13 protein-coding genes are annotated in these 12,734 nt (G+C 69.6%); 2 read left to right on the top strand and 11 right to left on the bottom strand.

Going from position 1 to position 12,734, the window contains the following annotated elements; genetic code table 11:
* Positions 1-19: 19 nt before the first annotated feature.
* Genes tsaE through DTA22_RS33235 form a run of 4 tightly spaced genes read right to left on the bottom strand, consistent with a single transcriptional unit; the run spans position 20 to position 4,267 of the window.
* Entirely contained in the window at positions 20-508 is a 489-nt protein-coding gene (gene tsaE / locus DTA22_RS33250) for a tRNA (adenosine(37)-N6)-threonylcarbamoyltransferase complex ATPase subunit type 1 TsaE (RefSeq protein WP_037244760.1), read from the bottom strand.
* Positions 498-1,562 (bottom strand): alpha/beta fold hydrolase, encoded by a 1,065-nt coding sequence (locus tag DTA22_RS33245; protein ID WP_112302233.1) that lies wholly within the window; start codon positions 1,560-1,562, stop codon positions 498-500. Before DTA22_RS33245 ends, tsaE begins: the two co-directional genes overlap by 11 nt.
* Positions 1,563-2,768 carry an alanine racemase gene (gene alr / locus DTA22_RS33240; protein ID WP_037244754.1) on the bottom strand — a complete coding sequence of 402 codons (1,206 nt, stop codon included), beginning with the start codon at positions 2,766-2,768 and terminating at the stop codon, positions 1,563-1,565.
* Positions 2,769-2,785: 17 nt separating this feature from the next.
* The gene (locus DTA22_RS33235) at positions 2,786-4,267 is read right to left on the bottom strand and encodes an NAD(P)H-hydrate dehydratase (RefSeq protein ID WP_112302232.1); all 1,482 of its coding nucleotides are present in this window, start codon (positions 4,265-4,267) and stop codon (positions 2,786-2,788) included.
* 52 nt (positions 4,268-4,319) lie between these two features.
* Between DTA22_RS33235 and DTA22_RS33230 the strand changes: the two genes are divergently transcribed.
* Positions 4,320-4,694 (top strand): cupredoxin domain-containing protein, encoded by a 375-nt coding sequence (locus DTA22_RS33230; protein ID WP_063748322.1) that lies wholly within the window; start codon positions 4,320-4,322, stop codon positions 4,692-4,694.
* 33 nt (positions 4,695-4,727) lie between these two features.
* Here the strand turns inward: DTA22_RS33230 and glmS are convergent, their stop codons facing one another.
* Positions 4,728-6,590 carry a glutamine--fructose-6-phosphate transaminase (isomerizing) gene (glmS, locus tag DTA22_RS33225; RefSeq protein WP_037244746.1) on the bottom strand — a complete coding sequence of 621 codons (1,863 nt, stop codon included), beginning with the start codon at positions 6,588-6,590 and terminating at the stop codon, positions 4,728-4,730.
* A 97-nt stretch (positions 6,591-6,687) separates the two neighbouring features.
* Here glmS and DTA22_RS33220 point away from each other — a divergent pair, with 97 nt between their 5' ends.
* The gene (locus DTA22_RS33220; RefSeq protein ID WP_037245016.1) at positions 6,688-7,524 is read left to right on the top strand and encodes a dienelactone hydrolase family protein; all 837 of its coding nucleotides are present in this window, start codon (positions 6,688-6,690) and stop codon (positions 7,522-7,524) included.
* A gap of 9 nt (positions 7,525-7,533) precedes the next feature.
* Here DTA22_RS33220 and DTA22_RS33215 read toward each other — a convergent pair whose 3' ends face one another.
* The 6 genes from DTA22_RS33215 to rplM all read right to left on the bottom strand — a co-directional run bounded on the left by DTA22_RS33215 (position 7,534) and on the right by rplM (position 12,712).
* Positions 7,534-7,716 (bottom strand): hypothetical protein, encoded by a 183-nt coding sequence (locus DTA22_RS33215; protein ID WP_112302231.1) that lies wholly within the window; start codon positions 7,714-7,716, stop codon positions 7,534-7,536.
* A 38-nt stretch (positions 7,717-7,754) separates the two neighbouring features.
* Entirely contained in the window at positions 7,755-9,869 is a 2,115-nt protein-coding gene (locus DTA22_RS33210) for a hypothetical protein (RefSeq protein WP_245973310.1), read from the bottom strand.
* Positions 9,866-10,174 (bottom strand): type VII secretion target, encoded by a 309-nt coding sequence (locus tag DTA22_RS33205; RefSeq protein ID WP_112302229.1) that lies wholly within the window; start codon positions 10,172-10,174, stop codon positions 9,866-9,868. The genes DTA22_RS33210 and DTA22_RS33205 overlap by 4 nt, the downstream gene beginning before the upstream one ends.
* A gap of 86 nt (positions 10,175-10,260) precedes the next feature.
* A complete protein-coding gene (glmM, locus tag DTA22_RS33200) occupies positions 10,261-11,598 on the bottom strand; it encodes a phosphoglucosamine mutase (protein ID WP_112302228.1) in 1,338 nt (445 codons plus the stop codon).
* Positions 11,599-11,735: 137 nt separating this feature from the next.
* Entirely contained in the window at positions 11,736-12,272 is a 537-nt protein-coding gene (gene rpsI / locus DTA22_RS33195; RefSeq protein WP_005239729.1) for a 30S ribosomal protein S9, read from the bottom strand.
* Positions 12,269-12,712, bottom strand: coding sequence for a 50S ribosomal protein L13 (gene rplM, locus DTA22_RS33190; protein WP_005239728.1), 444 nt, complete (start codon positions 12,710-12,712; stop codon positions 12,269-12,271). Before rplM ends, rpsI begins: the two co-directional genes overlap by 4 nt.
* Positions 12,713-12,734: the final 22 nt, after the last annotated feature.

The following is a 12,734-nucleotide window of genomic DNA, read 5'->3' as shown; positions in this document are numbered from 1 at the left end:
CTCCCGACACCCGACCCCGTCAGGAAATCCACTCCCAGTGGGCGGTGCGGACGTCCGTCTCCGGTTCGCGGCGCAGGCGTACCCGCAGGTGACGATCAACCAGCTGCTCGGCGATGCCCTCGCCCCATTCGACGACGACAACCGCTGCGGCCAGGTCGGTGTCGAGGTCGAGCGCGTCGAGTTCGTCCAGTGCGTGCGGGCCGCTTCCGCCCAGTCGGTACGCGTCCACGTGCACCATTCCGACCGGTGCGCCCCCGTCGGGGCGCGTGCCCGCCCGGTGCTCCCGCGCGATCACGAATGTGGGCGAAGTCACTCGCCCCTGCACGCCGAGCCCGGCTCCGATCCCCTTCGTCAGTGCGGTCTTCCCCGCACCGAGGGGTCCGTCGAGAACTACGAGATCACCGGCGACGAGTCCCCGGGCGAGGTCCCGCCCGAACTGCTCGGTGTCCTCCGCCGTCGGTAACACCACGGTCCCGCTCACGGGCAACACTCCCTCCTCAGCCGACATCGGACTGCTCACGCGACTCGTACGTGGCCAGGCCACGATGCAGCACCCGGTCGACGGCGTCCGACACGACGGTCGGGAACTCGAGCTGCACCAGATGGCCGGCGCCACGCACCCGCACCAGTTCGGACTCCGGAAGGTCCGCTGCCAGTTTCCGGGAGCTGCCGAACGGGATGATCATGTCGCTGTCGCCGCACACCACGACGGACGGGGTGTGCTCGATCGCCGCGAGTGACGCGGACTCGTCGTGCAGTTCGAGTGTGCGCAGAAAGTTGACGATGGTGACCACCGACGTCCGGTCCAGCATGGAGTCGGAGAACTTGTGCAGCCGCGGACTCACGTCCGTGCCGTACGACGCCGCCCGCAGAATCGGGGTGATCAGCACGCGGGCCGCGCCGCGCGCGTGCTGGACGAGTTCGGGCGAGGTCCGGACGGCCAGCCGGAAGCCGTCGATGACCGGGTTCTGCAGGTTCCGCGTCAATCCGGTCTCGCTGAGACCCGCAGCGGCCGTGGCCACCAGGCCCACACCGACCACCCGCGACGCCACCAGTTCGGGACGCCGGCCGGAAAAGGCCAGCACCGTCATCCCGCCCATCGAATGCCCCACGAGCACAACCGGTCCGGTGGGGGCCTTCGCCTCGATCACGGTCGCGAGATCGGCGCCCAGCTGAGCGATGGTACAGCTCGCCGTGGACGGCACGCCCGAATCGCCGTGCCCGCGTTGGTCGTAGAACACCATCCGCACGTCGTCGCCCCACCGCTCGGCGAGCTGGCGACGCTGGAAATGCCACGACGTCATGTCCAGGCAGTAGCCGTGCACGAACACCGCCGTCACCGGCGCATCCTCCGGGCCGACCTCGCGGACCGCGAGCGCGACGCCGTCCTCGGTGACCACGACGCTGCGCCGGTCCCGCGACATCAGCGTGAAGTCCTCGTCGCCGTAGATCTCGCGGCCCGGCCGGGCCGCGCTGCGCAGCGCGTTGACACCGGCAACCGAACCGAGCGCCAGTGCGCTCAGCACGCCGCCGACGAGCCCCAACCGCTTCGACAACCCCATCTAGGTGCCCGTCCCGCCGACGTAACTGCGCACCGTGCGTCCGCGTACCCCGGTCACCACCTCGTAATGGATGGTGTCCAGTTCGTCGGCCCACGCCTGCGCGTTGGGCTCGCCGAGGTCGCCGTTGCCGAAGAACACCGCGGTGTCCCCCTCCCGGACTCCGCCGCCGTCCGGTCCGAGATCGACGACCACCTGGTCCATGCAGACGCGTCCGATCCCCGGACGTCGCTCCGAACCCAGCTGGACCTCGAAACGGCCGCTGAGCGAGCGCGGCAGCCCGTCGGCGTACCCGAACGGCAGCAGCGCCACCGTCGTATCCCGTGGGGCCACCCACTGGTGCCCGTAGGACACGCCTTCACCTGCCGCTACCTTCTTCACCAGAGCCACCCTCGATCGCAGTGTCATCGCCGGGCGCAACCCGAACTGACCGAGTTCGGGAACGGGCGACAACCCATATATCGCGATTCCCGGGCGAACCATGTCAAACCGCAGGTCGGGACGGGTCAGGGTGGCCGCGGAATTGGACAGGTGCACCACTTCGGGGACCAGCCCCTGACGCTTGGCATCTGCGATCGCGCCGACCAGGCGATCGCGCTGGGAATCGATCCAGGCGTGGTGCGGCTCGTCGGCGTGGGCCAGATGCGAGAAGATGCCGCGCAGCCGCACCGATCCCTCGGCCTGTGCGCGCGCCAGATCGACGAGGACCTGCGCCAGCTCGTCGGGTGCCACCCCGTTGCGATTCAGTCCGGTGTCGACCTTGATCGTCACAATCGCCGTGGTGCCGACGCTCCGGGCCGCAGCGACCACCGCGGCGAGGTGGCGGGGCGAGGAGACGCCGAGTTCGACCCCGGCCGCGATCGCGGGGGCGAAATCGGCGTCGACGGTGTGCAGCCACGCGAGGACGGGTGCGTCGATGCCGGCGCGGCGCAGAGTGAGTGCCTCGGACACTGTCGTCACGCCCAGTTCCGATGCTCCGGCGGCCAGCGCTGCGCGTGCCACGGGTACCGCGCCGTGGTTGTAGCCGTCCGCCTTCACGACGGCCATCATCGCCGCGTCCCGGGCGCTGTCGCGCAGGATACGGACGTTGTGCGCAATCGCATCCAGATCGACCACGGCCTCGGCCTGCGGTGCCGGCGCCGCCTGTGCGGGCGCTGCGGGTTCGCTGTGTCCGTGGTCGTCGGCCGGTACTGCTTCAGCAAGCGTCATGTGTTCGATCCTGCCATTCACGATGAGGCCGGCATTTCTTCGGGGGACACCCCCGCACGGAGAACTCTGATCGACTCCCTGAGGTGCGCGAGCAGCGTCCCGGCGGAGATCGGTGCTGTACCGCGGCCTGCGGAGAGGTCCGCGCCACCGCCTCGGGCCGCCAGGTTCGCGGCCAGCGAGTGAGCTCGCGCCCCCACCGCTGCGGCCCGGGCCGGAGCGATACCCGCGGCCATGAGCGAGCCGACGATCCCGGCGAGCACGTCCCCCGCCCCCGCGGTGGCGGACCACGACCCGCCCGCCTCGTTGACGAAGATCCGGCCCCCGGGTTCCGCGATCACCGTGGCCCGCCCCTTGAGCAGCAGGTGCACGTTCCAGTCGGCAGCGAGAGAACGTGCCGACGCCACCCGGTCCGGACCCGGATCCTTCCCGGTCAGCCGGGCGAACTCCCCGGCGTGCGGGGTCAGCAGTGTCGCTGCGGTCCGCGACCGCACCAGGTCCGGGTCCTCGGCGAGCAGGGTCAGACCGTCCGCGTCGACCAAGACGGGCACGTCGGAGTCGAGCAGCCTCCGCAGGGTGCGTCGGGCGGCGTCGTCGGTTCCCATACCCGGCCCGACCACCCACGACTGGACGCGTCCCGCCTTCGCGAGATCGGCGGTCGCGATCACCTCCGGCGAGTGCGCGAGCACCTCGTTCGTGCACGGCCCGGCGTAGCGGACGAGCCCCGACGTGGCCGTGACCGCGGCGCCCGTACACAACACACCGGCGCCCGGGTAGCCGTCGCTGCCTGCGACCACGCCCACCACACCCTGCGAGTACTTGTCGTCGTCCGCCCCCGGCACCGGCCACGCGGCACCCACGTCGGCGGCGTCGAGGGCGGTGATCCCGGCTTCGCCGAGCAACAGTCCGATGTCCACGAGCTCGACTCGGCCGCAGTGCGCCGCGCCGAGCGCATGAACCGGTTTGAGGGCACCGAATGCGACGGTGACGGCGGCGCGCACGGCGGGCCCGTCGACTGCCCCCGTGTCCGGGTCCACACCGCTCGGCAGGTCCGCCGACACGATCGGTGCCTCGATCCGGTCGACCAGGTCCGCAGCGTCGGGTCGCAGCGACCCCCTGCCGGAGATTCCCACGATCCCGTCGATCACCAGATCGGGCAGCCCCAGATCGTCGGACGGGACTGCCACCCGGCCACCGGCCGCGGTGAACGCGGCCAGCCCGGCCTCGTGCGCCTTCTCCGGTTTGAGCAGGACCGCGGTGGTCGCGACACCGCGCCTGCGCAGCATCGACGCCGCCCACAGCGCGTCGCCGCCGTTGTCCCCGGACCCCATCAGCACCGTGATCGTGCGACCGGCGACGCCCCCGGTCCGCGCTCGCAGTTCCGCCGCCATCACCGTGGCGAGCCCATGCGCGGCGCGTTTCATCAGTGCGCCGTCGGGAAGAGACGCCAGCAACGGCGCCTCTGCGGCTCGAACCTCGTCAGCGGTGTAGTAGCCCCGCATGGGAACTCCTCGGCGAGAAGGGTCGGTACCGGGTCAGACTACGCTCGACGTCATGCGTGGACGTGGAAGCTCGTGGATCGCCGGAGTGGCTCTCGCCGCAAGCATTTCGATGGCGGGCGTCGTGTCCGGGTGCGGTTCGCCGGACACCGCGGCGCCCGAGGCCCCGACCGGACCTGTCGTGCAGGTCGCGAACATGGCGTACGCGCCCGCGACGCTCACCGTCAAGGCGGGAGACACCGTCACCTGGAATTTCGACGACAAGGGTGTCACCCACGACGTGGTGGGTGTCGGCGCCGCGAAGAGTGTGCTGCGGAGCCGGTTGATGCAGACCGGCACGTTCACGTACACGTTCACCGAACCGGGGACCTACGACTACACGTGTTCGCTGCACCCCGAGATGACCGGCACCGTCGTCGTCACTCCGTAGGGGCGCGGCCCTGCCACGCCCCCACGGTCGCTGCTATTCGACGGTGACGGACTTCGCGAGGTTACGCGGCTTGTCGACGTCGTAGCCCCGTGTCTGCGCGACCTCCGCAGCGAACACCTGCAACGGCACCGTCGACAGCAGCGGCTGCAGCAGCGTCGGCGCTGCCGGGATCTCGATCAGGTGGTCGGCGAACGGGCGCACGGCCTCGTCGCCCTCCTCCGCGATCACGACGGTCCGCGCACCGCGGGCCTGGATCTCCCGGATGTTGCTCAGCAGCTTCGAGTGCAGCACCGCACGCCCCTTCGGGGACGGCATCACGATGATCACCGGCAGCCCGTCCTCGATCAACGCGATCGGACCGTGCTTGAGCTCACCAGCCGCGAAGCCCTCGGCGTGCATGTACGCCAGCTCCTTGAGCTTGAGTGCACCCTCGAGCGCCACGGGGTAACCGACATGGCGGCCCAGGAACAGCACCGTCGACGAGGACGCCAGCTCCCGCGCCAGCGCCCGCACCGGCTCGACCGTGTCGAGTACCCGGCTCACCAGGTCGGGCATGGCCTCGAGATCGGCGTATTCGCGAGCGACCTCGTCCGGGTACTTGGTGCCGCGGGCCTGGGCGAGCGCCAGGCCGACCAGGTAGTTCGCCGTGACCTGCGCGAGGAACGCCTTGGTCGACGCGACACCGATCTCCGGACCCGCCCGGGTGTAGAGGACGGCGTCGGCCTCGCGCGGAATCTGGGCGCCGTTCGTGTTGCACACTGCCAGCACCCGAGCCTTCTGGTCCTTGGCGTGGCGCACGGCCTCCAGGGTGTCGGCCGTCTCACCGGACTGCGAGATGGCCACGACCAGCGTCGACCGGTCCAGGACCGGGTCGCGGTAGCGGAATTCGCTGGCGAGCTCGACCTCGACGGGCAGCCGGGTCCAGTGCTCGATGGCGTACTTCGCGAGCAGCCCCGAGTGGTAGGCACTGCCGCAGGCGACGACGAAGACCTTGTCGACGTCGCGCAGCTCCTGATCCGACAAGCGCTGCTCGTCGAGGACGATCTTCCCGTCCTGGAAGTGACCGAGCAGGGTGTCTGCGACTGCGGCCGGCTGCTCTTCGATCTCCTTGAGCATGAAGTAGTCGTGGCCGCCCTTCTCGGCGGCGGCGAGGTCCCAGTCGATGCGGAACGGGCGGCCCTGCGCCTCGGATCCGTCGAAGTTCAGAATCGAGTACCCGTCCGCGGTGATCACCACGACCTGGTCCTGCCCCAGCTCGACCGCGTCACGGGTGTGCTCGATGAACGCCGCGACATCGGACCCGAGGAACGTCTCTCCCTCGCCGACACCGATGACGAGAGGCGTCGAGCGACGCGCCGCGACGATGGTGTCCGGGTGATCCGAGTGGGTGAAGACGAGCGTGAACGCGCCCTCCAGCCTGCGCAGCACGCTCAGCGCGCTCGCGACGAAGTCACCGGCCGTCTCACCCGAGGCGTAGGCCCGGGCGACAAGGTGCACCGCCACCTCGGTGTCGGTGTCGCTGGAGAAGTCGACTCCGTCGTGCTCGAGTTCGGCCCGCAGCGGGGCGAAGTTCTCGATGATGCCGTTGTGCACGACGGCAACCGTGTTGCCCGCATCACGGTGCGGGTGCGCGTTGCGGTCGGTCGGCCTGCCGTGCGTGGCCCACCGCGTGTGACCGATCCCGGTGCTCCCGGTGAAGTGCTCGGCCCCGATCTCGTCGAGTTCGGCCTCGAGATTCGCGAGACGACCCGCCTTCCGCTCGACCGCCATGCCGCCGTGTCCGTCGAGCACGGCGATACCGGCAGAGTCGTATCCGCGGTATTCCATTCGCCGCAAGGCCTCCACCACAACAGTCAGAGCCTGCCGGTGGCCGACGTATCCCACGATTCCGCACATGGTTCATCAGGGTACTTGGACCGGGCGACGCGGCGAAGTCGGAGTGTGGGCCGCATCGGCTCTCTCGCCGGGCCGCGAATCGGATAACGTTCTCCCCGTGGCGCCGAAACCGAAGACCCTGGCCCGTGAACTGTCCAAGCGTGGACCGCACCGCGTGCTGCGGGGTGACCTCGCCCTCGCCGGACAGCCGGGCGTCGTATACACGCCCGAATCAGGCTTCAACCTGCCGGCCGTCGCGTTCGCGCACAGCTGGATGGCAGGTGCCGACCATTACCGGAAGACGCTCGAGCATCTGGCTTCGTGGGGAATCGTCGTGGCCGCCCCCAACAGTGAACGCGGTCCCGTGCCCTCCCACCTGGGCCTCGCCACCGACCTGCGGGCCACCCTCGACATCTGTGTGGGCGTGCGGCTCGGTCCCGGCCAGATCAGCGTGCAGCCCGACCGCGTCGCGTTCGCAGGACACGGGATGGGTGCGGGTGTGGCGGTGCTCGCCGCCGCGCAACGGGACGTGTCGGCGGTCGCCGCCCTGTTCCCGGCTCCGACCGCACCGAAGGCCGAGAAGTATGCGTCCAAGATCACAGCGCCGGGTCTCGTCGTCGCCGGTGCCGACATCGACACCATGAACAGCAACGCCAAGGCGCTGGCCGAGGCGTGGGGTGGAGAACACGTTCTGCGCGCCGTCAACGGGGCCAAGGAGTCCGGGCTCACCGAAGGCCGCCGCCTGCTGGGTGCACTCGGTATCGGCGGTTCCGAGCGGAAGACCCAGCAGATCACGCGCGCGTTGCTCACCGGCTTCCTGCTCTATCACCTCACCGAGGACAAGAAGTACGAGGTGTTCGCGAAGGCGGACGCCGAACTCCCCCACACCACGCTCGTCGACCCGCACGAGGAGCACACCGACGCCGGCTTCGAGGGTGTGCTCCCGCACATCTGAGGTCTCGGGTCACACCAGCCAGCTGCGCGGCCGATAGAACTCGTCGTCGTCGAGTGTTCTCGGTTGCGCGGCCGCGGGTGGTGCCGTTGCAGACTCGGTCCGGCCGCGGCCGGACCGGTTCGCCGTGGCTTCCTCGTCTCTGGCCCTGCGCTCGTCGATCCGCTCCCGGAACATGTCCAGGTCGGCTCGCATCTGTGCCCGTTGTGCACGCAACTGTGCGGCTCGGTGGCTCACAGCGGCCCGGCCTCGGCCAACTCGGCGCCGCTGTCGAATCCGGTCACGGGACCTGTCGCCAGTTCGGGTGCGGACCGCGGTTCGTCCAGCGGCGGGGGCCCGGCGGGCGTCTCGGGTACCGGCTCCTGCTGCACTGACACCACCTGTGGTTGCGGGACGGCTGCGGCGTCTCCGGCAGGCGCAAGGGCCGGTGCGTTCTCGTGGTCCGGCACGTCGTCCGCGGCGGGTCGGCCGGGCGTCGGCTCTTCTTCGGTTGTCGCGTCCGCGGTGTCGTCGGCACCACCGCTGACCTGCGATTCCGGTGTCGGCGAGGCAGGTGCGCAGTCGGCGTCGCCGGCGTCTCCCTCGCCCGCATCGGTTTCCGCCGTGATCTGCGGCAGACCGTCCGGGCCGATCTCGACTCCGAACCTGGACGTCCCACCCTGGCCGTCGCTCATCTCGAGGTGAATTCCCTGACCGTCGGCATCGACGGCGAGCGTCCACGACTTTCCGTCGAGGTTCAGTTCGAGGCTCTTGTCGTGTGACGCGCCGTCGGCCGACTCGCCGTCGTCCTCCCGCGGATCGGTGTGTTCGTCGCCGAGGTCCTCGGTGTTCCGTTCCTCGTCGTCCCTGTCGGTGAGGGCGGAGACGGTGTCCTCGATCAACGGGCGAAGGATCGAACCGAGATCCGCCAGACCTCCGGCGAGCCCCTGACGCACCAGATCGCCGGGACCGGGAATGCTCCCGAGGCCCGGGGCAGTAGTCATCGGTGGCACGGCGGTCATCGGTGGCACGGCGGTCATCGGTGGCACGGCGGCCATCGGTGGTGCCGTTGCCGGTGGCGCAGCGGTCATCGGTGGCGCGGCGGCCATCGGACTGGTGGCCGCGTCCCCACCACCGGATCGAGGCGGGACGTACGCCGGGACGTCCGTCGCAGGTGACGCGGCGGGCGCCGCCGGCGCCGCAGGGACGGGAGCGGGCGCAGCGGCTGGGACTGTGTCCGCGTTCCGCACCTCCGGCACCCTCGGCGCGGGCGCCGGATCGGGAGTGTCCTCGGGACGAAACCCGGGCTGCACCTCGATCGACCGCGCCTCGGCGACGACGGCGTCGTAGGCGGCGTGCACCGCTACGGCGCAGTCCGCACACGCAGCGGTGAACTCCTGCTGCTTCTCCTCGTACACGTGCCGGAAGTTCGCGTCGAGCCAGTCCTTGGTGATTCCGGCGGCCCGCCGCACCACGTCGTCACGGTCGAGTCTGCGGAGCGCGCCGCCGCCACCGTCCTTGTACAGGCCGTTGACGTGCCGGTAGTCGTCGTCGGCGAGTTCGGGGAACCAGTAGGACGCGTCTTCCATGCAGTCCTTCGCGGCGGAGTTGTCGCCGTCCTTGCCGTCGGCGTAGATCTGCGCGAGAACGTCGATCTGGGCCGCGCTGTACCCCCCGACCGTCGGCTGGTGCAGAGCCACCACCTTGTACGCCTTGGTCGTCACCGCGGCGCTCAGCGTGAGGTTCGCCTCGAACAGCACCTCGGCGAGTCCGTGGAGCCGACCAATGGTGGCGTCCGCCTGGACGTTCTGCCGGCCGGCGGCGTCGATCGCGGCCGCGGCGGCCACTCCCCTCCACCCGGTTCGCACTGCGGTGAGGCACTTCTCGTTCTCGTCGAGTTCGGTGCGGGCCGCCTCGAGGCCGCGTCCGAGGGTGTCGACGTCGCGGGCGAGCACGTGCAGGCGCATCCCCCGCTCGGCGTCGAACCTCGTGTAGTAGTCGGTGAGTTCGCGGGATTCGTATCCCAGTCTTTTCGCAGCAGGGAGGAACATCTCGAAGAATTCGAGGCCCCGCGCGCCGAGATCGAGCATGTCGTCGGGAACGTTGAGGGAATTCGGGCGCAGGTGCTCCCCCAGAACGGTCCGGGACGCGTTCGCGGCCTGGGCGTCGCTGCCGTGCTCCAGCAGTGCGACGAACCGCTGGTCGGCGAACGGAGTCCGGTCACGCCTGTCGAGCCCGTACTCGTCGAGGTACGGCTGCCAGGACGACGCGTCCTCCTCGCGGGAGGCGGCCCAGGCCTGGAGGAGTTGCTCCTTGTATTCACGGCTCAGGGTCGGGTCGTCGATCAGCGTTCTCGGATCCGTGGTCACCACTGCACCCCGCTCACGACGGCGGTGGTGTTCGCGTCCGTTCCGGAGTAGCGCGCCGCGGCGGCCCGGAACGCGTGCCCGAACGACTCCGCGTCCGCGGCCCACTGCCCGAGCGCGACCCCGACGACGCCGAGGGCGTCACGCACCGCATCACCCTTCGCGGCGTAGTCGCGGCCCGCGTGCGCCCCACCGAATTCCAGCCGGGCGGTCGCAGCGGCCTGTTGTCTCAGGACCTCCGCCGACCGCAACAGTCTCGCGCCCGCGTCCGTCACCACCGCGACGTCCACCTCGAGCCCATCGCTCATTGCCCCACCCTCTCTTCGCGACCTACTGCATTAGACGCGACAGCGCACCGATCGGTTCCCCCGGCCGATCGGTGCGCTGTGTCCGCTCACACGGAGGCGACGGTGCCCGCCAGCTCGTCGGCGAGCTTCCGAGCCACTTCGATGTCCGAAGCCTCGACCATGACGCGGACGAGTTGTTCGGTACCCGACGGCCGCAGCAGTACCCGGCCGTTGTCGCCCAGGCTGCGCTCGGCGGCCACGACCGCGTCGAGCACGACCGGGGACGCGGCGACGGCGCGCTTGTCGGCGACCTTCACGTTGACCAGAACCTGCGGAAGCGTCGTCATCGCCGACGCCAGGTCCGCGATCGGCTGTCCGGTCTCCGCCATGCGGCCCATCAGCCGCAGTCCCGTCAGCACTCCGTCGCCGGTGGTGCCGAAGGCGGGGAACACGACGTGACCGGACTGTTCGCCGCCCAGGCTGAAGCCGCCGGACCGGAGCCCTTCGAGGACGTAGCGATCACCGACAGCAGTGGTGACCAGCGAGATCCCGGCCTCGCGCATCGCGATGTGCAAACCGAGATTGCTCATGACCGTCGCGACGAGGGTGTTGTCGACCAGTTCGCCTGCGTCGCGCATGCCGAGGGCGAGCACGGTCATGATGGCGTCGCCGTCGATGAGGGAACCGGCGGCATCGACGGCGAGGCATCGATCCGCATCCCCGTCGTGCGCGAGACCCAGGTCGGCGCTGTGCTCGACGACCGCCTTCTGCAGGCTCTCGAGGTGCGTCGACCCGCAGTTCTCGTTGATGTTGAGTCCGTCGGGTTCCGCGTTGATCGCGACGACGGTGGCGCCGGCGGCCCGGTAGGCGGCGGGAGCGACGCCCGATGCCGCGCCGTGCGCACAGTCCACCACCACGGTCAGCCCGTCGAGGCTGTTCGGGAGTGCGGTGGCCAGGTGCTGCAGATACCGTTCCGCTGCGTCCGGCACCGCCCGGACACGTCCGATCCCTGCACCGGTCGGCGCCCGCCGTGTCGTGGTTCCGGCGGCGACGGCCTCGATCCGGCCTTCCACCTCGTCGTCGAGTTTGTGTCCACCCGCCGCGAAGATCTTGATGCCGTTGTCGGGCATGGGATTGTGCGAGGCCGAGATCATGACACCGAGAGCTGCGTCCAACTCCGCGGTCAGGTAGGCCACTGCGGGTGTCGGCAGCACCCCGACGTTCAGAACGTCGACGCCGGCAGACGTCAGGCCCGCGACGACCGCCGCCTCGAGCATTTCACCGCTGGCTCTCGGGTCGCGGCCGACCACAGCCGTTTTGCGTCCCCCCGAACCCGGCGACGCCAGCACCGTCGCGGCGGCGGAGGCCACCTGCAACGCCAACTCGGCGGTCAGCTCGGTATTCGCGAGACCACGAACCCCATCCGTCCCGAACAATCGACCCATAGACCAGACCCCTCGCACCTAGGAAACCCACTACATCTCGGATAAAGCACGAGAGCAGGCGTCCGGTAACGATGGACGCCTGCTCTCGGGAAGAACAGGTGCCGAAGCCGACCCCGGAGGGCGGCTTCGGCGACACATCAGCGCTTCGAGTACTGAGATGCCTTGCGGGCCTTCTTCAGGCCGTACTTCTTGCGCTCGACGGCGCGGGCGTCACGCGTGAGGAAGCCGGCGCTCTTGAGAGCCGGACGGTCCTCGGGGGTGACCTCGATGAGCGCGCGGGCGATGGCGAGACGCAGTGCGCCGGCCTGTCCGGACGGTCCGCCACCGTGCAGCAGCGCCACGATGTCGAAGGACTCGGCACGCTCGACCGTGACCAGCGGAGCCTTGATCAGCTGCTGGTGCACCTTGTTCGGGAAGTAGTCCTCGATGGTGCGGCCGTTGAGCTTGAAGTCGCCCGAACCGGGGGTCAGACGGACGCGGACAACCGCTTCCTTACGACGACCGACGGTCTGGATGGGGCGATCGATCACGATCGGGGCCTGCGGCGCAGCAGCGGCCTCGATGTCCTCGGCGACCTCGGGCTCCTCGACGGACACGTACTCGTCCGCCGCGACCTCGACAGCCTCGGTGATCTCTTCGGGGTTGGACACGTTCTGCTCCTCCGGCGCCGTCACTGGGCCACCTGCTTGATCTCGAATGGCACCGGCTGCTGCGCGGCGTGGGGGTGGTTCGGGCCCGCGTAGACCTTCAGCTTGCTGCTGATGGCGCGACCCAGCTTGTTCTTGGGGAGCATGCCGACGATGGCCTTCTCCACGAGGCGGTCGGGGTTCTTGTCGAGAACCTCACCGACGGAGCGGGACTTCAGACCACCGGGGTGTCCGGAGTGGTGGTAGAGGAACTTGCCCTCACGCTTGTTGCCGCTGATGGCAACCTTCTCGGCGTTGATGATGACGACGAAGTCGCCGCCGTCAACGTGCGGTGCAAAGGTGGGCTTGTGCTTGCCGCGCAGCAAGTTGGCTGCCTGGACGGCAAGGCGGCCGAGCACCACGTCAGTGGCGTCGATGACGTGCCACGTGCGGGTCACATCTCCGGCCTTCGGGGTGTACGTAGACACAGAACTTCCTCGTCTTGTTCAA

Source organism: Rhodococcus wratislaviensis (genome assembly GCF_900455735.1).
GTDB lineage: Bacteria > Actinomycetota > Actinomycetes > Mycobacteriales > Mycobacteriaceae > Rhodococcus_F > Rhodococcus_F wratislaviensis.
The sequence above is the reverse complement of the archived record's forward strand: the minus strand, read 5'-3'. Positions and strand labels throughout refer to the sequence as shown.

Bases quoted from the DNA above. Each gene is read 5' to 3' on its own strand.
- DTA22_RS33215 (WP_112302231.1), bottom strand. From the start codon at position 7,716: ATGCGAGCCGACCTGGACATGTTCCGGGAGCGGATCGACGAGCGCAGG.
- tsaE (WP_037244760.1), bottom strand. From the start codon at position 508: ATGTCGGCTGAGGAGGGAGTGTTGCCCGTGAGCGGGACCGTGGTGTTA.
- glmS (WP_037244746.1), bottom strand. From the start codon at position 6,590: ATGTGCGGAATCGTGGGATACGTCGGCCACCGGCAGGCTCTGACTGTT.
- DTA22_RS33235 (WP_112302232.1), bottom strand. From the start codon at position 4,267: ATGCGGGGCTACTACACCGCTGACGAGGTTCGAGCCGCAGAGGCGCCG.
- DTA22_RS33230 (WP_063748322.1), top strand. From the start codon at position 4,320: ATGCGTGGACGTGGAAGCTCGTGGATCGCCGGAGTGGCTCTCGCCGCA.
- glmM (WP_112302228.1), bottom strand. From the start codon at position 11,598: ATGGGTCGATTGTTCGGGACGGATGGGGTTCGTGGTCTCGCGAATACC.
- alr (WP_037244754.1), bottom strand. From the start codon at position 2,768: ATGACGCTTGCTGAAGCAGTACCGGCCGACGACCACGGACACAGCGAA.
- DTA22_RS33245 (WP_112302233.1), bottom strand. From the start codon at position 1,562: ATGGGGTTGTCGAAGCGGTTGGGGCTCGTCGGCGGCGTGCTGAGCGCA.
- DTA22_RS33205 (WP_112302229.1), bottom strand. From the start codon at position 10,174: ATGAGCGATGGGCTCGAGGTGGACGTCGCGGTGGTGACGGACGCGGGC.